Source organism: Rhizobium sp. NPDC090275 (assembly GCF_044772225.1).
Lineage (GTDB): Bacteria > Pseudomonadota > Alphaproteobacteria > Rhizobiales > Rhizobiaceae > Rhizobium.
This window is the reverse complement of record NZ_JBIVYL010000017.1, coordinates 18,296-37,379: the sequence shown is the minus strand read 5'-3', so window position 1 is coordinate 37,379 and position 19,084 is coordinate 18,296. Positions and strand designations below refer to the sequence as shown.

16 protein-coding genes are annotated in these 19,084 nt (G+C 62.2%); 8 read left to right on the top strand and 8 right to left on the bottom strand.

The genetic code is table 11. The features are described 5' to 3' along the window. The first annotated feature begins 2 nt into the window (after nucleotides 1–2). Together ACIQUB_RS29465 and ACIQUB_RS29460 are read left to right on the top strand one after the other, a co-directional pair. Nucleotides 3–833 (top strand): carbohydrate ABC transporter permease, encoded by an 831-nt coding sequence (locus ACIQUB_RS29465; RefSeq protein WP_047503993.1) that lies wholly within the window; start codon nucleotides 3–5, stop codon nucleotides 831–833. 4 nt (nucleotides 834–837) lie between these two features. Further along, on the top strand, nucleotides 838–1,896 hold the full coding sequence (locus ACIQUB_RS29460; RefSeq protein ID WP_402934999.1) for an ABC transporter ATP-binding protein: 1,059 nt from the start codon (nucleotides 838–840) through the stop codon (nucleotides 1,894–1,896). Nucleotides 1,897–1,902: 6 nt separating this feature from the next. Here ACIQUB_RS29460 and ACIQUB_RS29455 read toward each other — a convergent pair whose 3' ends face one another. Both ACIQUB_RS29455 and ACIQUB_RS29450 read right to left on the bottom strand, forming a co-directional pair. Continuing rightward, on the bottom strand, nucleotides 1,903–3,039 hold the full coding sequence (locus tag ACIQUB_RS29455; protein WP_402934996.1) for a calcium:proton antiporter: 1,137 nt from the start codon (nucleotides 3,037–3,039) through the stop codon (nucleotides 1,903–1,905). Nucleotides 3,040–3,148: 109 nt separating this feature from the next. Continuing rightward, entirely contained in the window at nucleotides 3,149–4,078 is a 930-nt protein-coding gene (locus ACIQUB_RS29450; protein ID WP_402934993.1) for a LysR family transcriptional regulator, read from the bottom strand. A gap of 173 nt (nucleotides 4,079–4,251) precedes the next feature. On the opposite strand from ACIQUB_RS29450, the gene ACIQUB_RS29445 reads away from it, so the two are divergent. The 3 genes from ACIQUB_RS29445 to fhuB are packed head-to-tail and all read left to right on the top strand — an operon-like array spanning nucleotide 4,252 to nucleotide 9,274. Further along, nucleotides 4,252–6,384, top strand: coding sequence for a TonB-dependent siderophore receptor (locus tag ACIQUB_RS29445; RefSeq protein WP_402935118.1), 2,133 nt, complete (start codon nucleotides 4,252–4,254; stop codon nucleotides 6,382–6,384). 20 nt (nucleotides 6,385–6,404) lie between these two features. Further along, the gene (locus ACIQUB_RS29440) at nucleotides 6,405–7,310 is read left to right on the top strand and encodes an iron-siderophore ABC transporter substrate-binding protein (protein WP_402934990.1); all 906 of its coding nucleotides are present in this window, start codon (nucleotides 6,405–6,407) and stop codon (nucleotides 7,308–7,310) included. Beyond that, entirely contained in the window at nucleotides 7,307–9,274 is a 1,968-nt protein-coding gene (fhuB, locus tag ACIQUB_RS29435; RefSeq protein ID WP_402934987.1) for a Fe(3+)-hydroxamate ABC transporter permease FhuB, read from the top strand. The genes ACIQUB_RS29440 and fhuB overlap by 4 nt, the downstream gene beginning before the upstream one ends. 3 nt (nucleotides 9,275–9,277) lie before the next feature. Here the strand turns inward: fhuB and ACIQUB_RS29430 are convergent, their stop codons facing one another. The 6 genes from ACIQUB_RS29430 to ACIQUB_RS29405 all read right to left on the bottom strand — a co-directional run bounded on the left by ACIQUB_RS29430 (nucleotide 9,278) and on the right by ACIQUB_RS29405 (nucleotide 16,015). Further along, nucleotides 9,278–10,339 carry an Ldh family oxidoreductase gene (locus ACIQUB_RS29430; protein WP_402934984.1) on the bottom strand — a complete coding sequence of 354 codons (1,062 nt, stop codon included), beginning with the start codon at nucleotides 10,337–10,339 and terminating at the stop codon, nucleotides 9,278–9,280. Between the two features lie 34 nt (nucleotides 10,340–10,373). Further along, nucleotides 10,374–11,339 carry a hydroxyacid dehydrogenase gene (locus ACIQUB_RS29425; protein ID WP_402934981.1) on the bottom strand — a complete coding sequence of 322 codons (966 nt, stop codon included), beginning with the start codon at nucleotides 11,337–11,339 and terminating at the stop codon, nucleotides 10,374–10,376. 72 nt (nucleotides 11,340–11,411) lie between these two features. Continuing rightward, nucleotides 11,412–12,401 carry a 4-hydroxythreonine-4-phosphate dehydrogenase PdxA gene (pdxA, locus tag ACIQUB_RS29420; protein WP_402934978.1) on the bottom strand — a complete coding sequence of 330 codons (990 nt, stop codon included), beginning with the start codon at nucleotides 12,399–12,401 and terminating at the stop codon, nucleotides 11,412–11,414. A 30-nt stretch (nucleotides 12,402–12,431) separates the two neighbouring features. Then, on the bottom strand, nucleotides 12,432–13,565 hold the full coding sequence (locus tag ACIQUB_RS29415) for an iron-containing alcohol dehydrogenase (protein WP_402934975.1): 1,134 nt from the start codon (nucleotides 13,563–13,565) through the stop codon (nucleotides 12,432–12,434). Nucleotides 13,566–13,912: 347 nt separating this feature from the next. Then, nucleotides 13,913–15,097 (bottom strand): exo-alpha-sialidase, encoded by a 1,185-nt coding sequence (locus ACIQUB_RS29410; RefSeq protein ID WP_402934973.1) that lies wholly within the window; start codon nucleotides 15,095–15,097, stop codon nucleotides 13,913–13,915. A 12-nt stretch (nucleotides 15,098–15,109) separates the two neighbouring features. Continuing rightward, entirely contained in the window at nucleotides 15,110–16,015 is a 906-nt protein-coding gene (locus ACIQUB_RS29405; RefSeq protein WP_402934970.1) for a dihydrodipicolinate synthase family protein, read from the bottom strand. A gap of 27 nt (nucleotides 16,016–16,042) precedes the next feature. On the opposite strand from ACIQUB_RS29405, the gene ACIQUB_RS29400 reads away from it, so the two are divergent. The 3 genes from ACIQUB_RS29400 (at nucleotide 16,043) to ACIQUB_RS29390 (ending at nucleotide 19,084) form a co-directional block, all read left to right on the top strand. Then, entirely contained in the window at nucleotides 16,043–16,168 is a 126-nt protein-coding gene (locus ACIQUB_RS29400) for a hypothetical protein (RefSeq protein ID WP_402934967.1), read from the top strand. 151 nt (nucleotides 16,169–16,319) lie between these two features. Then, entirely contained in the window at nucleotides 16,320–17,969 is a 1,650-nt protein-coding gene (locus tag ACIQUB_RS29395) for an ABC transporter substrate-binding protein (protein WP_402934964.1), read from the top strand. Between the two features lie 158 nt (nucleotides 17,970–18,127). Then, a complete protein-coding gene (locus ACIQUB_RS29390; protein ID WP_026283501.1) occupies nucleotides 18,128–19,084 on the top strand; it encodes an ABC transporter permease in 957 nt (318 codons plus the stop codon).

The window sequence follows — 19,084 nt, the reverse complement described above, 5'->3', positions numbered from 1 at the left end:
CCATGAGACGATCCATCATCCCCACCATCGCGCACCGTCTGGCGATCCTGTGCTACATCGTTTTCGCGCTGTTTCCGCTGTTCTGGCTGCTCAAGGTCTCAGTGACGCCCAACGACCTTCTCTATTCCGAAGGTGTCCGGATGTGGCCGTCGCGCACGACCTGGGAGCATTACAGCTTCGTTCTCCAGCACAGCGCTTTTCCGACATTCTTCAAGAACAGCCTGATCGTATCTGCCTCGACCGCCGTCGTCGTCACCATCTGCGCCTCGCTTTCGGGCTATGCGCTCTCGCGCTTCAATTTCCGGGCGAAATACTGGATCGTGGCGCTGATGCTGCTGACGCAGATGTTCCCGCTGGTCATGCTGGTCGCGCCGATCTTCAAGATCCTGACGCCGCTGCATCTGACCAACAGCTTGACCGGCCTCGTCGTCGTCTACACCGCCTTCAACGTGCCCTTTGCCACCTTCCTGATGCAGTCTTTCTTCGACGGCATTCCGAAGGATCTCGAGGAAGCGGCGATGATCGACGGCGCGACGCAATTCACCGCGTTTCGCCAGATCATCCTGCCGCTGACATTGCCGGGGATCGCAGCCACGCTCGGCTTCGTCTTCACCGCGGCCTGGAGCGAGTTGCTCTTCGCGCTGATGCTGATCAACGGCAACGACGCCGCGACCTTCCCGGTCGGGCTGCTGACCTTCGTGGGCAAATTCTCGGTCGATTTCGGACAGATGATGGCAGCGGGTGTTCTCGCGCTCATCCCGGCCGGTCTCTTCTTCCTTCTCATCCAGCGTTACCTCGTCCAGGGCCTGACGGCCGGCGCGGTCAAGGGTTAATCACATGGCATCGATCGATATCCAGAACGTCAAGAAATCCTTTGGCCATGTCCACGTCCTGCAGGACGTCGAGTTGAAGATTGAGGATGGCGAGTTCGTCGTGCTCGTCGGCCCGTCCGGCTGCGGCAAGTCCACATTGCTTAGGATGATCGCCGGCCTCGAGGACGTGACCTCGGGCGAGATCCGGATTGCCGGAAACCGGGTCAACGAGCTGCACCCGAAGGATCGAGACATCGCCATGGTGTTCCAGTCCTATGCCCTCTATCCGCACATGAACGTCGCCGGAAACATGAGCTACAGTCTGAAGCTCAGGAAGACGGCCAAAGACAAGATCGCCAGCGTCGTCGGCGCGGCGGCGTCGAAGCTTGGGCTCGACCCGCTGCTCGAACGCCGCCCCAAGGCGCTATCCGGTGGTCAGCGCCAGCGCGTCGCCATGGGCCGTGCGATCGTACGCCAGCCGAAGGCGTTCCTGTTCGATGAACCGCTGTCCAACCTTGATGCCCGCCTGCGCGAGCAGATGCGGGCCGAAATCAAGAAACTGCATGGCGACCTGAAGGCGACCTCGATCTACGTGACCCACGACCAGATCGAGGCAATGACGCTGGCGGACCGGATTGTCGCCATGTATGGCGGGGTGGTGCAGCAGGTGGGCAGCCCGCTCGAACTCTATGATCGCCCCGCCAATCTCTTCGTCGCGGGCTTCATTGGCTCGCCGGGCATGAATTTCCTCGAGGCGACCTATAGAAACGGCGGCGCGCAGCTGAAGGACGGCACCGTTGTCGCGCTCTCCAAACCGCTCAAGCTTGCAGACGGCGACAAGGTGACGCTCGGCATTCGTCCCGAACATGTCGTCATGACGTCGGAAGAGACGGGGATGAAGGCAAGCGTCGAGCTGATCGAGCCGACGGGCTTCGGCATCATCCTACACCTCTCGCTGCACGGTCTGCCGTTCAAGATCTTCACGCTCGATCGGGCGGCGCTGGCGGCAGGGCCTGATGTCAATGTCAGCTTCCCCGCGCAGCATGTTCACGTCTTCGACGCGAAGGGTGATCGGGCAAGCTGATCGCCTCTAAGTCTCGAAGATCAAAAGAACGTAGGCGACGAACAGAACGAGGTGCACCGCTCCCTGCATCAGATGCGTGCGGCCGCTCGAGAAGGTGATGATGCTCAAGGCGAGCGTCAGCACCAGCATAATCGGGCTGCTGTGATCGAGGCCGAGAATAACGGGGTTTCCCGTGAGATGGCTGATTACAAGCATGGCGGGGACGGTGAGGCCGATGGTCGAGAGCACCGAGCCAAGGAAGATGTTCACCGATCGCTGCAGGTGATTGGCGACCGACGCGCGCACCGCGCTGATCGCCTCGGGCGTCGCCACCAGAACGGCCATGATCACGCCGCCAAGGGCCGCCGGCGCGCGTAGCGTTTCGATGAAATAGTCGATTGGCGGCGCCAGTTGCTCCACCAGGAACACCACCAGCGACATATAGAGAGCGAGCATCACGATCGGCCACCAGAGCGGCCCCTGGTGATCGGCATGGTGACGCGCGGGCATGGCTTCTTCCGTATCGTCGATAAAAAAGCCCCGATGGCGTCCTGTCTGCAGCATCAGGAACACGCCGTAGAGCCCGACCGAGATGAACGCCAGGACTGTCTGCTGGACGGTCGAATAGCCCGGTCCGCCGTTAGGATGGGTAAAGTTCGGCATGATCATGCTGAGCGTTGCCAGGGGTACGATCACGCCGAGATAGGCGTTTGCGCCCTGCAGGTTATGTCTCTGCTCATGCCGCCGCCAAGCGCCGAGGAGCAGCGATAGCCCTACCATCCCGTTCAGGATGATCATGACGACGGCAAACAGCGTGTCGCGCACCAGCGTCGGGTTGTTCTCGCCGTGCTGCATCACGGCGGTGATCGCCACGACTTCGATCGTGGTGATCGCGAGGGTCAGTATCAGCGTCCCGTAGGGCTCGCCCAGGCGCTCGGCAAGGTGGTCGGCATGCCGCACGACTGCTAGTGCCGAGCCAAGCACGACGGAGAAGAGCCAGATGAAGATGAGCGTCAGCCAGATAGGATTGGCGAGCAGCGCGAACAACGCCGGACCGTGAAACAGGAATGCGAGGCTGGTGAGCGCGCTGATCGCAAGGAACCACTCTCGCTGCAGCAAGCTACCAATGGGAGGGCGGTGCAGCGTTCCCGCATCAGCTGTCACGTCGCAATTCCCCCCGCAGGTTTCCGCCTGAGATGATGAAAGCACGGGCCTCGACCGGTCTCAAGCTCAAATCAACCGAGCGTTTCGCGCGAGGTTGCTATCTTGGGGGTCAGAGGTTGCGTTTGCTGTGAGCGATGAATGCCCGCACAGCCGGAGACGCTTCGGTCTTTCTGTAGGCGACGACGAGGTCGGATGTCACGTTGGCATGCGGCAGCGGCACGTACCGGATACCCGGCAGCCTGACGCATTCGAGCGATTTCGGCACGATCGCCACGCCCGCGCCGATCGCAACCATGCTGCCTATGCCCGTGAAGTCCCAGGAGGTGGAATTGATGTTCGGCTCGAAGCCCGCTTCCTTGCAGGCAGCAAAGGTCGTGCCGTGGAAGCCGACGTCGCGCGGTTGCTGCGGCGTCAGGAATGTCTCGCCAGCGAGACCGGCGAGATTGGCGGCACCGCGCTCCAGCGTCAGCGGATGCCCATCCGGCACCATCAGCACGATGGGCTCGCGGCGGATGATATGGGTGGCAAGGCCTTCCGGAATGGGGGCAGGGCCGCGAATGAAGGCGAAGTCGAGCAGGCCCTCGACGATGCGGGCGAGCTGCTTGCGCAGTTCCATCTCCGTCAGTTCGATTTCGACACCGGGATGATCGCGCTTATAGGCCTTGATCGATTGCACGACCGCGCCGGAATAGGCGGCCGACGCCACATATCCGATCGAGACGCGCCCGGTCTCGCCGCGACTGACCCTGTTGACCGCCACCATCGCGACATCCGCCTGCGCGAGGATCTTGGTTGCCTCGTCGTAGAGCACCTGGCCGGATTGCGTGAGATGGACGGACCGTCTCGTGCGATCGAGAAGCGATGTTCCGAGAATCTCCTCGAGGCTCATGATCTGCTGGCTCAAGCCCGGCTGGGCGATGCCGAGCCTTGCTGCCGCGCGCTCGAAATTGCGCTCCTCGACGAGCGCCACGAAATATTTGAGGTGGCGCAGTTCGAAGGAAGGGTTGCGGGCAGGCCTTCGTGAGTCCGTGTTCGTCATGTGGTCCTGCTTCAGAATAATTATAAACTATGAGCGCATGAAAATATCATAAGAAAGAATGATGAAAATACCCCCTGTCATTTATTGGATGAAATAGGATAAGGTGACTAAACAAGTCCAGTTTTCGGATCGTGACTGGATTGGGCAATAGAGTGGCAAGACACCTTAGTTTCATGGAAGCGCTGGCAGCAACGGCAGTGGTAGGAGTATCGGTATCGGCTCCGGGCCAGTTGCGCGCCGAGGATGGCGACAGCGCAACCGCGCTTGCGCCGATCACCGTGCAGGCGAAGGGTGCGGAAGATCCGAAGGCCCCGGTAAAAGGCTTCGTCGCGAAGACCAGTTCGACGGCGACCAAGACGGGCACGTCATTGCTTGAGACGCAGCAGTCCATCTCCGTTGTCACCACCGATCAGCTTCGCGCCCAGGGCGCCGAAACGGTCGGGCAGGCGGTCGAGTATACGCCTGGTGTTTCCGGCACGCCCTACGGCTCCGATCCGCGCTTCGATTCGCCCAGAATTCGAGGCTTCGACGGTCGCCAGTCACAATATCTGAACGGTTTGAGGATGATGCGCACGGCCGGCGCGCCTCCCGTCGATCCCTACCAGCTCGAGCGCATCGAGGTTCTAAGGGGCCCGGCTTCGGTCATATACGGCCAGGGCAATCCTGGCGGGATGATCAATCTGATCAGCAAGCGGCCGGTGTTCGAGCGTTTCGGCGAGGTCGGCCTGCAGGCCGGAAGCTACGACACCTACGGCTCGTTCTTCGACGTCGGCGGTCCGGTCAGCGATGGTTCTGACTTCGCCTATCGTGTCACGGGGCTGGTGCGCGCGGCCGGCGCTCAGACCGACAATATCGATAACGATCGTTACTTCATCGCCCCGGCGCTGACATGGCAGCCCGATGACGACACCAAGCTGACGATCCTCACCAGCGTCCAGCACGACAACCCGAGTACCCCATCCAGCCTGCCGGCCCAACTGACGCTCAACGCGACGAACAATCGGCTCTCGCGCGACTTCTTCGTCGGCGATGAGAGCTTCGACCGTTCCTCGCGGACGCTGACGAACCTTGGCTACGAGTTCGAACATCGCCTGAACGACGTCTGGACCTTCCGCCAGAATGTTCGCTATTCCAATTTCGACTGGAATTACCAGGCACTCGGCATGGCCACCTCAGGTCTCGCGGCCGATGGCCGGACGATCAATCGCAATGCGACCTTCCAGGACGAAAACCTCAACACCTTCAACATCGACAACAACTTCCTCGCCGAGTTCGATACTGGGGATGTCGATCACAAGCTGCTTGTTGGCCTCGACTACCGATACTTCTCCAACGATGCCAGCACGCAATTCTGGAGCGCGACGCCGCTTGATGCGTTCAATCCCGTCTATGGTGGTCCGATCAGGCTAACGTCCAAGACGACGGACGCGCATGTCGTCTCCGATCTGCAGCAGCTTGGCATCTATCTCCAGGACGAGATGGCCTACAACAATTGGCGCGCGACGCTTGGCTTTAGGCAGGATTGGGCGAGCACAAGCGGCACCTCCTTGAATGGAAGAACCAATGTCGAGCGGCCGCTCGACAAGGATGATCACCAGCTGACCGGCCGCGCCGGATTGGGCTACGTCTTCGATAACGGCATCGCGCCCTATATCAGCTACGCCACCTCCTTCGAGCCGGTTCCGGTGCCGACAACGGGCCAGCTGCTGGACCCGACGACAGGCAAGCAGGTGGAGATCGGTGTCAAGTATCAGCCCGAGGGCTGGAATGGTTTCTTCTCCGCCGCTGTTTTCGACCTTCGTCAGAAAAATGTGTCCAATACAGTGTCCCTTCCAGGCGGCCTTGGAACGACAATCGCGCAGATCGGCGAAGTACACGCGCGGGGCGTCGAACTCGAAGGTGTGGCAAGTCTCACCGACGGGCTGGACCTGCACGCCGCCTACACGTACATGGACACGGAAATTCTGGGACGAACGGACAATGGCAATCGCCTGGACAACGTTCCGGCAAACGCCGCAAGCCTTTGGCTCGATTACACCTTCCAGGAGGGAAGCGATCTCGATGGCTTCGGCATCGGCGGTGGCGTGAGATATGTGGGACAGCGCTATGGCGATACGGCCAATAAATTCGATCTCGGTGGTGTTGCGCTTCTGGACGCTGCGATCCGCTACAAGAAGGATGGCATTACCGCGTCGCTCAACCTCAAGAACATTGCGGACAAGAATTATGTCTCAAGCTGCTCCTCGTTCGGCTGCACCTATGGTGATGGCCGCACGGTCATGGCCAGGTTGAGTTTTGACTGGTAGGCGGCAGATAAAGTGGGCGTATGATTTCAGACAATTCCAATAAATCAGCTCTGATTGGGCGGCGGCAGGCTCTAGGCCTGCTCGCTGCCCTTGCCGTTGCATGGGATGCTAAGGCGGCGGCAACGCCAAGCCGCATCGCGGCGATCGACTGGGCGATGCTCGAAACCCTGATGGCGCTCGGCGTCACCCCGATCGCGGCGACCGAGCTCCTTCAGTTTCGCAGCGACGCCGTCGAACCGGAGATCCCGTCTTCCGTCGTCGATCTTGGCCTGCGCGGCTCGCCCAACTTCGAGCTGCTGCACCTGCTGAAGCCCGAACTCATACTGATCTCACCCTTCTATGTGAGGCATCAGCCGGCGCTGGAGGCGATAGCCCCCGTCTACTCGCTGCCTTTCTACGTCCAGGGCGAACCGCCCTATGCCAAGGCGCTCAACGCCGTCTCGCAACTGGGCGATCTGCTTGGCCAGACGGATGCCGCGACCAAAGTGCTGGCCGATCAGGACGCATTGCTTGCGGGCCTTCGCCAGCAGCTCGCTCCCTTCGCGGCGCGGCCGACCTACATCATCAATATCGGCGATTCCCGTCACTTCCGCGCCTTCGGCGCCGACAGCATGTTCGGAGACATCCTGCAGCGGCTCGGCCTGCCGAACGCCTGGACGGACCGATCGCGCTTCACCTTCGCAGCACCGGTGCCCATGGAAAACCTCGCCGCCAATCCCGAGGCGCGTATCGTCATCGTCTCCGATATCCCCGTCGAGGCGCGCAGCAGCTTGCGTAACAGCATGATCTGGAAATCGCTCAAGCCGATCAAAGATCGGCGTGTCGTTAACATCGGCAACGTCAACCCCTATGGCGGCATCACCGCGGGCCTTCGCTTCGCACGGCTCTTGAGCGAAGCGCTCGTCAAAGGCGGAGAGACGCTTTGACATCGCGCACAGCCTGGATCTTCTTCGCCGCCGCGACAGCGCTTGCGGTCCTGCTCTTCCTGCAGCAGGCGCTCGCCTTCCTACCGCTTGCAGCATGGCCATCGCTGCCGCTTGTACCCGACGGCATGACCACCGAGCAGATCATCCTCGCTTACGGTGTCTTTCCAAGAGCCGCTGTCGCCATATTGGCCGGCGCCGCCCTCGGCCTCTCTGGCGCTTTGCTGCAGCGTCTGCTCAGAAACCCGATCGCCGACCCTTCGACATTGGGCGTTTCGGCCGGCGCCCAGCTCGCCATCGTCGCGACGACGCTGTTTTTTCCCGCGATCCTCGATGGCTACCGCGCGCTGGTCGCGCTTGCAGGTGCCGCCGGCGCAACGGCGCTTGTCTTCCTGCTCGGCTGGCGCCGCAGCTTCGATCCGGTCACCATGGTTGTTTCCGGCTTGCTCGTCGGCATCACCTGCGGCGCGCTATCGGCCGCGATGACGCTCTCGCAGGGCGAGTACCTCATGTCGCTGGTGACATGGAACGGCGGCGCGCTCGGCCAGCAGGATTGGTCGGTCGCCTCGACGCTGGTACTGGAATTGCTCGCCGGCCTTGCCGCCAGCATTCTGCTGCTGCGACCACTGGCACTGTTCGGCCTCGGCGATAGCGGCGCGAAATCGCTCGGCGTCGGGCTCGTTGGCATACGCGTAGCCGTCGCGGTCATCGCGGTGGGCCTGGCGGCCGGTGTCGCGGCGAGCGTCGGCCTGGTCAGCTTCGTCGGCCTTGCCGGGCCAGCCCTGGTGCGCGGCCTCCGCGTCAGGAAGCCGCATGCCATCATCCTCGCATCGCCCATCGCGGGTGGCCTGTTGCTCTGGCTGTGCGATGGCCTGGTACAATTCCTCGGCTCCACCACCAGCGAGACCTTTCCGACAGGCGCGATGACGGCCCTGATCGGCGGCCCGCTGCTGCTCTGGCTGCTGCCGAAGGTAAAGCCGGTCGAGTTGCATGAGGAGCGCGCGCATGTGGCCGAGGCGAGGGCGCCGCGCACATGGCTGATCCTGCTTCTCGCTCTCCTGCCGGCGGTCGCTCTCTTGGTGATTTTCCTGGCGCGGACGCCCGCAGGGTTCACACTGCTTTCGGCGCAGGACTTCACTGATCTTTTGCCCATGCGCTGGCCACGACTGCTGGCCTCGGCCGCTGCGGGCAGCCTGCTGGCAATCGCGGGCACCATTCTGCAACGCCTGACCGGCAATCCGATGGCAAGCCCGGAGGTTCTGGGTGTCAGTGGCGGCGCCGGTGTCGGCTTCGCGGCGGCAATTACCATCGTGCCGGCGGCCGGCGTCGCCGAGCTTTTCGCCGGCGCCGGTATCGGTTCCATGATCGTCATGATCATCGTCGTCGCCTTTGCCAGCCGGCGCCAGCTCTCGCCCGAACGGCTGCTGCTCGCTGGCATCGCCGTCAGTTCGCTGACGTCGGCTATTCTGTCGGCGCTGCTTGCGATCGGCGATCAGCGCTCATGGCAGATCCTGTCCTGGCTCGGCGGTTCGTCCAACACGGCAACGCCGACGTCGTCGATCTTGCTCGCGCTTCTGGCGGTCGTCTGCACGGGGGTCGTGCTTTTCTTCACGCGCTGGCTGACGATCCTGCCGCTCGGCAACGCGGTGCCGGTTGCGCTTGGCGTGCCGGTGCGCTCGGCACGCACCTCGATAATCTTCGTGGCCGGGCTGGCGACCGGCGCGGCGTCGCTGCTGGTCGGGCCCTTGAGCTTCGTCGGGCTGATGGGACCGCATATCGCTCACCGCGCGGGCTTCATAAAGCCGGCGCATCAGCTTCTGGCGTCATCGGCGATCGGGGCGCTGTTGATGATCATCGCCGACCTCGGCGCGCGCACGGCGACTTTCCCCTACGAGCTGCCTTTGGGGCTATTCGCAGCGCTCGCCGGCGCGCCTTATCTCGTCTGGCTCATCGCCCGCAGGCGATGAGCGTCAAGGCAACACAGCCGGCATCGCAACGCCCAGCCGCTCGGCATGCCCGCGTAACGAGTCGATAATCCCGGGAAACAGGCGGACTCCGTGATCCAGCGCGTCACGCTTGCGTGCCAGTCCGTTTTCACCGGGCAGGCGGACGCGCTCGACGCCGGGGCGTGGCGGATTGTCGTGGCAGGCATCGACGAGCCAGCCGGTTTGGCGCAGGAATGCTTCGCGACCGCCGAATGCGGCCGGATCGAACACCTGGACCGTCACGGCGGCATTCGTCCCCTTCGGCGCATCGGCGCGGCCATAGCCTGAAAGCGCCTGCGTGAAGGCTTCGACATGCAGCGCCATGCCGTATCCCTTCTGGCCATGGTCCAGCCCACCGGTCGGTAGCAGCGTCCCGCCGCTTTCGATGACCTTAGGGTCGCGGCTGGGGTTTCCGTCTACGTCCATCAGCCATTCGTGCTCATACTGGCGCCCTTCCCGGATCAGGCGTTGCGCCATGTTGACCGTGGTGATCGAGGCGCTGATATCGATCAGGATCGGATCGCCCGACGTGGGGATGCCGTGCGCCACAGGGTTCGGCGTGTAGACGCCCTTCCGCCCGCCGAATGGAGCGACCTGCGCGCCCGACGGGCTCGAGCTTGCGATGCTCACCATGTAGCCCCGGTCGGTCGCGATCGACAAATAGGCGGCGAGGCAGCCGATATGGTGGCTGTTGGCGATGGTGATCGTCGCAGTGCCGTAGGTTTCCGCTCGATCGCAGGCGAGCTTGACTGCCTCCGACGTCAGCCACGCGCCGGGCAGGCGCTTTCCGCTCCAGGCGACCGCGGGCCCGCGGTCCGATATGACCTCGGGGTTGCCCTCGCGCATCATCACGCCGTCGACGATACTTTGCAGATACCAGCCGGCGAGCGCCAGGCCATGGGTCGTATGCCCCATCAAATCCGCCTCGACGAGATAGCGGGACACGGCCTCGGCTTTGTCGTCCTCAAGGCCAGCGGCCGCGTACAGGTCCTTGGCAAAGCTGCGCAGGGCGTCCGGCGCGTAGCGGATATCGTTGGTGTCGCTCACCAGTCTCTCCGTCGTTGTTGAAGCTGCGATGTGCTCAGCGCGCGAGAAAGCGTGGCTTGAGCGCTTTTCCATCAAGCGCATCCAGAACATTCCTTGCTGCCATCACCGACACCGCGCGCTTGGCATCGACAGTCACGCCCGCCACATGCGGCGAGACAAGCGTGTTTGGCAGCTGGAACAGCGGATTGTCGACGCCGGGCGGCTCGCGCTCGAAGCTGTCGAGGCCGGCGCCGGCGAGATGGCCGTCCTGCAGCGCGCGAGTAAGTGCTGCTTCATCGACAACTTCGCCACGTGCGGTGTTGATCAGCATAGAACCGCGTTTCATCAACCCGATCCGGCGCGCATCGATGAGCTTGTTCGTTTCCGGCGTCAGTGGACAGTGCAGGCTGACAATATCCGACGACGAAAGCAGCGTATCCAGATCAGTCTCGCGGCGGATACCTGAGTTGAAGGCGCTGTCCGGCGTATGTGGATCGAAGGCGATAATCTCCATGCCGATCGCGCCGGCCATCTTCGCGAGCGTCTGACCGATAAAGCCGAAGCCGACGATGCCGAGCGTTTGGCCGCGCAGCTCGCGGCCCTGATACTGGTTCTTGTCCCAGACGCCGTCACGGATCAGAGCATCCTGTCGCGGCAGATCCTTGGCGAGCGCCATGATCATCGCAAGCGCGTGTTCGGCGACCGAGTGGCCGTTGCTGCCTGTCGTCATAGATACGGGAATACCGAGCTCGGTGGCGACCGCAACGTCGATATCGTTGGTCCCGACCCCATGCTTGGCGATATGCTTGAGCCGTCCGCCGGCCTTCATCTCCGCGGGCCCCAGCTTGTCGGTCAGCAGGCGGATGATCACAGCATCCGGCCGGTGGGCCTTCATGATGTCGATCACGGCCTGTCGGTCGATATAGGGCTCCGTCGTCACAACCGTGGCGCCGGCTTCGACCAGCAAAGAAAATCCCTCCGGCGCCAGCTGGCCGCCGAGCACGATAACCGTCTTGTCCATTGCGCATCTCCTCCCGAGAGAATGGCAGGCCCCGGCGCGATGGCGCCAGAACGTTTCAGATCTCCGTTCGGATCAGGCCGCCTGACGACGCGGCGAGCGGGCCATCAGTCGTGCATAGGCAATCGCCGAGAGCATGTTGACGTGATTGGCCTTGCCAGTGCCGGCGATATCGAAGGCCGTGCCGTGGTCGACGGAGACGCGGTCGATCGGCAGGCCGAGCGATACGTTGACGGCCGTCTCGAACGCCACGAGCTTGATCGGGATATGCCCTTGATCATGATATTGCGCGATCACCAGATCGAAGGCGCCGTTATAGGCGCGGGCGAAGACGGTATCGGCCGAAATCGGCCCGACGACGTCGATGCCCTTGGCCTGCGCCAGTTCGACGGCGGGCGCCAGGAATTCCGTGTCCTCGGTGCCGAACAGGCCGTTCTCGCCGCAATGCGGGTTGAGACCGGCAACGGCGATACGCGCCTTCTTGCCGAGCCGCAGGAAATGCTTGTGCCCGGCTTCGATGGTCGCCAGCACGCGCTCCGTGCGCGCCCGCTCGATCGCGCCCTTCAGCGAGATGTGCGTGGAGACGTGAATGGTGTTGAGACGCTCGGACGCGAGCAGCATGAACGAGCTCTTCGAGCCGGTCAGGTGCGCCAGAAGCCCGGTATGGCCGTCGAAATGATGCCCGGCGAGGTTCATCGCCTCCTTGTTGATCGGCGCGGTCACGATGACATCGGCCTCGCCGGACATCGCAAGCTCGACGGCACGGGTGATATAGCGAACCGAGGCGTCGCCGGCGACCGGGCTGACCTTGCCGATTTCCGGCAGGGCAGCGCCAAGGTCTACCTCGTCGACAGCGATCTTGCCTTCACCAGCGGAACCGGCGGGCGCGAAGTGCAGGCCCGTCTCGGCCGAGCGATTGGCGCGTTCAAGCGCTTCGGTGTTGCCGACGATGACGAAATCGCGGCGCTCGATCTCAGGCAACGTTGCCAGCGCCTTGACGATCACCTCTGGGCCGACACCAGCGGGATCACCCAGCGTCACCGCGACCTTTGCATTTCTGTCCATCAGTCACATTCCTTGTTGGGTCAAACGCACCTAGTAGGCGGCTTCGTATATCGAACGTATGTCGGCGCGCGCGAGATCGCGCGGGTTGTTGTCGAGAAGGCGGCGAATGGCGAAGGCATCGTCCGCCATGGCGTCGAGATCGCTGTCCGGCACACCAAGCGCCGAGAGCTTCATTTCGATGCCGAGATCGGCGCAGAAGCTATAGGCCGCATCGAAGACCGACTGTACGTCGTCCGATGTCTTGCGGCCTAGCGCATCCATCACCGCCCGCGTCTTTTCAGGAACCGATGGCGTGTTGAAGGCCAGCACATGCGGGAAGATCAGCGCGTTCGCGGCCCCGTGGGCGATGTGCCAGCGCGTGCCGAGCGGATAGGCCAGCGCGTGACCGCCAGCCGTGTTGACCGGCCCGAGACAGAAGCCGCCATAGAGCGAGGCGAGCGCCAGGCCGGCGCGGGCTTCCGCGTCGGCGCCATCTTTCACGGCGCGGGCGAGATATTTACCGACCAGCCGCGTTCCCTCTATCGCGTAGAGGTCGATCATAGGATGCGCCTTGCGGTTGGTGAAGGCCTCGACACAATGCGCCATGGCATCAACGCCGGTGGCCGCGGTCGTGCGGGCCGGAACGGTGAAGGTCAGCGCCGGATCGATGACGGCGATGTCGGCCAGCATGTGAATGCTTTCGACGGCGAGCTTGGCCATCGTCTCCGGATCGGTGACCAGCGCGCGAATGCCCGCCTCGCTCCCCGTTCCAGCCGTGGTCGGCACTTGCGCCAGCGCGACGCGGCGGGGTCCGTGAACCTTGTTCGGACCGACGACTTCGCGCAGCGTCTGCGACGAGCCGGCGAGCACGGCCGCCAGCTTCGCAAGATCCATGGCGCTGCCACCGCCGAAGCCGACGACCAGCTGCGCATCCGCCGCGTTGGCGGCCGCAAGCACCTTGTCGAGATTGGCGGTATCGGGCTCCGGCGTCACATCGGCGAAGACCGTGACTTCACCCTTGAGGCCGAGCGTGTCGACACGCGTGGCATTGAATGCGTCGGAAATGACCAGGATGCGGGCATAGCCCTTGTCGCTCGCCCATTTCCCCAGTCGCTCCGCCGTCCCGACGCCGAATTCGATGATTTCGGGCCTGATGATTGTGATAGGCGAATCCAAGCTGACCACCGGATTACTCCTCCCCCTGCGGTATTGCGGCATCTTTCGGCGCCGCCAAGATGTAAATTTGTTATACCAGCTCTCTCGCCTTGGCAAGCTTGGACATCAAGTTTGGCTGGAAAAATGCGATGTGCTGCGGATAATCGGCCACTACGCCGGCTTTCATGGCGACTTATCTAATTGATATTACGAATTTAATCGGCGAACGGCGAAGTTTGTCGCCTGCGGCCGCGCTTCAAGCGATGCGCTCAAGCATGAGCAACGAATTTGTAAATTAAAAGCAACAAACTACCAGGTCGGCGCGCCAAACGAATCCGTTGGCACGCCGAGTTGACAAGCGAGGCGCAATTTCGGCGTCAGCCGAGCGCATCCTGTGATAGCCGCACATATTTGATTGTGCGCCGGTAGTAGGTGTAGGCGATATGCACCGTGCCGTCGGCCCCTTGCGTGATCGATGGGTAGGAAAACTCGCGGTTGACGGCGTCCTTCGAGTTGTTGCTCAGGCAGTAGCCATCGCCGGTATCGAGGTCGATCTGGCGCGGAAAGCTGCGGCCGCCATCCGTCGAAAAGGCGAGGCTGAGCGGCGCGCGCGGCACACCCCAGATCGCCTTGCGCCTCTGGCTGGGCTCGCTGGCGACGGGTGCTGCCGCCTCGTCCCCCTCGATTTCGTCGTAGAGCGACAGCCGCCGCGCATCGGACATCGAAGCGTTACAGTGGTTGTAAACCATTGCGATTGCGCCATTTTCCAGCTTCACCGCCTGGATGGACGAGTTGTTGTTCGGCAGGTCGATCGGCTCCGGCGCGCTCCAGTTCTCACCGTCGCGCGAGCGGCTGGACAGCACGAATTCGGCAAAACGGTTGCGATAGAAGGCGACGAATTCGCCGTCTGGCAAGGGCACGATGTTCATGTGCACCGCGCCTATGCTGTCGGGCACCTCGGTCATCGCCCAGCTTTTGCCGGCGTCGCGCGAGATCAGAACGCCCGCGGTATCGGCGTCACCTGTCCAGCGTTCGCCCGGCAGTCCGATGCACCGAAAAACCGGCAGCAGCCAAGTGCCCGCGCCATTCACGACGATCGGTTGGCGCACGAATGTGCCGGGAATATCGCACAACACGCGCACCTCGCCAAAGCTGCGGCCGCCATCCGTGGAGATCCGGCATTTGACAACCGAGCCATCCTGGTTGCCGGATGTCTGCGACGTGTAAAGCAGCCAGACATCTCCTCCAGGCGCGTTGAAAATCAACGGATTCTGCTCGGATTTTGCCGGATCGTCCGACATTTTTTCCGGCTGCGACCATTGCGTTGAACCAGGCGCCAAGCACGACATGTAAATCGAGATGTCGCCCATGCCCTCCATCGTGCCGCCAAACCAGACGCAGGTCAGCGTGCCATCCGGCAGGAAGGCCAGGTTGGCGGCGTGGTTCTGGATGCAGGGGGAGGGGAGATAGGCGTCGAAACGCCCGTCCGTGGTGGGATTGGCGATGATTTCGCCGGTCATAAGAACCGGAACGGCGTCCGGTTGCGAACCCGTGAAGGCCATGGTCGTCCTCCTTTAGGGCAGCGTCTTGTAGGCTTCGGCAAGCGATGCGTAATCTGCGTCGCTGATCGGCATCAGCGGAGCGCGCGTGCGCTTCCATGCCGAGTTGCCGGTCTTCAGGCCGACCATCGCCTTGATCGTCGGGATCTGTACATAGGAGTTGGAGAGCGTGCGGTAAGCGTTGATACGCGCCTGCGCGGCCTCGACCGCTTCAGTGCCGCTCTCGTCATGGACCTTGTCATAGACGGTGCGCAGCGAATCCGCGACCAGATTGGACGTCGCTGTAATGCAGCCCGCGCCGCCGGCCTTCAGCAGAGGCAGCAGCAGCGGATCGGCACCGGCGAGAACCGAGAAGCCGGGGTAGGCGGCGATGATCGCCTGCATGTTGTTGAAATCGCCCGCCGATTCCTTGATGCCGACCACCGTGCCGGGGAAGGCTTCGATCAGACGACCGATCAGAGGAACCGATAGCGGAACGCCGGAAACCTGCGGAATGTGATAGAGGATGACCTGCAGCTTGCTGTCGGCGACCGTCTCCAGGATCTGCGAATAGGCGGTAAACAGGCCGTCGTCGGAAACGCCCTTGTAGTAGAAGGGCGGCAGCATCACGACCTTGGTGACGCCAAGCGACAGGGCATGCTTGGTGAGGTCGACCGTCTCCTGGATGGCGACGACGCCGGTGCCCGGCAGCAGCTTGTCGGCGGGAATGCCGGCTTTCAGCGCCGCCTCGAGGATCGCCTTGCGCTCGCTCGATGAAAACGAGTTTGCCTCGCCCGTTGTGCCAAGCAGCGCCACGCCGTGGCATCCCTCGGACAGCAGTCGTTGACAATGTTCAGTGAAGAGGCCGAGATCCGGGCTTCCATCGGCATTGAGTGGGGTTGCGGCGGCGCTATAGACACCAGTGATCTTGTGCTTGTTCATGTCGTCCTCCTCGGATGAACGCCGCATATGGCGGCAAAAGGCGGGAAATCCGGCCTGCAAGATGCGGTTTTCTTCATCTTCGCCTGGCATGTTGTCAATATGACAATAAGCATTTCAATCGATCGTATTTTTCAAGCCATTGAAATTATGTAGGAAAATTTTTGTCGATTTTATCGAAGTGTGGATGAATTAATTTTTGTTGACATATTTACATTATCGAGCGAGTGTCTGCGCCATGTCATGACGCACTTTCGGGATGGAGCGAAAGAGCCAAGCGTCATCGGTTTTGTCATGGGAGGATGGAATGACTGATCGGACTAAGGAAAATAAAGACCAGCAGCAGGGAATGTCGCGTCGCGAGGCGCTGAAGCTCGGCCTCGCCGCAGGCGTTGGCCTGACGGTTTTCGGCCTGAATGCACGCATCGTGCTCGCCGATGACGGCCAGGTGCTGAAAGTCGCCAACCCGGCGTTCAACCAGGATTGGTCGCCGCTGCGCGGCGGCGGCGTTCCGTTCCGCTGGAACTCGATCTGGTGGGCCTCGCCGATGTATTTCGACAGCGAAGGCAAGATCAAGCCTTACGTCTTCACCAGCTGGGAATCGCCTGACAACAAGGTCTGGACTTTCAAGATCGACCCGAAGGCAACCTTCTCCGACGGCAGCAAGATCACCTCGGCCGACGTTAAGGGCTCCTGGGAAGTTGCTTCCATGCCCAACACCAAGAGCCAGCGCGCCGACCAGGTGCTGAGCAAGGTTCAAGGCTACAAGGAAATCGGCGCCGGTTCCGGCAACGAGCTGACGGGCGTCGCGACACCTGACGAAGGCACCGTCGTCGTCACGCTGACGGAAGCCGATCCGATCTTCTTCATGCGCCTTGCCAACCACATCGCGCCGATTACCAAGGCCGCGCAGTCTCGCGGCAGCGACGGCGAGGAAGTGGCGGACTGGTACAAGCCCGACAGCAGCGCCGTCTATTCCGGCCCGTTCAAGCTCACCAGCATCGATATCGACGCCGGCAAGCTGGTGTTCGAGCCGAACGAGAACTTCTTCGGCCCGAAGCCGAAGCTGGCGCGCATTGAAATCACCTCGATCGAAGACAACGTCACCGCGACGTCGCTCATCAAGTCGGGCGAATTCAACGCACATACCGAGCTTGTCACCTCGACGATCATCCAGGATCTCGGCCCCGAATTCTCCGCCGGCCCGCTGATCCCGACCAGCCAGCACTTCTGGTTCAACGTCACCCGCGCGCCGATGGACGATCCGAAGGTTCGCCAGGCGCTGATCATGGCGATCGACCGCGACGGTCTCTTCAAGGCGTCTTATCCCGATGGTCCGCACAAGAAGGCCGACCAGATCCTGAACTCGGTTCCCGGCGCCGACAATTCCGGCTTCGAGCCCTTCCCCTACGATCCGGCCGCCGCCAAGAAGCTGCTCGCCGAATCGAGCTATGGCGGCCCGGAACGCCTGCCGAAGATCCTCTTCGTCGGCATCTCCGCCCCGGCCATCCAGGCAGCGGCGCAGTACATTGCCGAGCAGTGGCGCCAGAACCTCGGCATCACAGCCGTCGACATGAAGCCGCAGCAGGACTCCTATGCCGGTCCGGACCAGAACGCGGTGCAGATCTTCCGCGATGACGTCGGCACCCGTGTTCCTGACGCCGTCTCCTATCTCGCCGGCTGCATTGCCTCGACCTCGTCCAACGCCCAGAACAAGCTCGGCGGATACAAGAACGACAAGGTCGATGCCGCACTCGCTGAGGCCGCGACCAAAGCGGCCGACGATCCCGATCGCGTCAAGCTCGCCCAGGATGCCCAGAAGGCATTCCGCGAAGATTGGGCCTTCATTCCGTGGTACTCTCAGGCGATGTCGCGCTGGGCCACCAAGGAGGTCAAGGGCATGGAGAAGAACCTCGACTGGCAGGTCGTGGCGCCCTGGGACATTTCGATCGGCTGAGCCGGTCAGAAACCTACGAACAGATAGCCCGTCCGTAATCGGATTTTGGGCAACTTAGCAACCGCGCGAAGACCGCAAGGCCTTCGCGCAAGTTTCAAGAAGACATCGCATGTCCGCGTGAGCGCGGAAACGTGTCTACCAACCGGTGGGAGGTGACCTTGTTACGCTACGTGCTAACCCGGTTTGCCATCTGGATTCCGTCAGTCCTTATCGTCATGCTGGCCGTCTATGCGCTGGCTTTCTATGGCGCTGGCGATCCGATCAAGCTGATCTTTCTGCGCGCACCCGGCGATGTCGCCTATAACCCGCAGCGCATCGAAGCCATCCGCGAAAGTGCCGGCCTGAACAGGCCCTTCATCGAGCAGTTCGGCCTTTACATCTGGAACCTCCTGCACGGCCAGTTCGGCAATTCGCTGACATCGGGCCGCTCGGTCTGGGCCATGGTCTCGGCCGCCGCGCCCGTATCCTTCAAGCTGGCGCTCTGTTCCATCATCCTCACGACGGTCATTGCCATTCCGCTTGGCATGATCGCCGCGATGAACCAGAACAGCCGCCTCGACTACACCATCCTCGGCTCGGCGCTCTTCCTCTGGGCAATCCCGGCCTATGTCGCCGGCCCGCTGCTGATGGTTGGCTTGATCGTGCTGATGCCGATGATCAAGGTGCCCTATGGCTGGGGCGGCGTCTTCGATGTCCGCATTCTCCTGCCGCTGATCGTCCTTTCTTTCCAGCCGATCGCGCTGATCGTGCGCCAGACGCGCGCCGCCGTCATCGAGGTGTTGTCGGAGGATTTCGTCCGCACCGCCCGCGCCAAGGGCGTGCCCGAGATGGTGGTGGCGCTGCGCCATATCCTGCGCCCGGTGCTGACGCCCGTCGTCACCCAGCTCGGCCTGATCATGATCACCATCGTCAACGGCGCGATCTTCGTCGAGCTCGTCTTCGGTCTGCCCGGCCTCGGCCGCCTGACCGTGCAGGCGCTGACCAATTCGGACTATCCCGTCATTCTGGCGATCACGCTTATCGGATCCTTCCTGGTGATGATGTCGAACCTTCTGGTAGACGTTCTCTACCCGCTGCTTGATCCGCGTGCCAACGATGCAAGAAGGAGCCGCTGA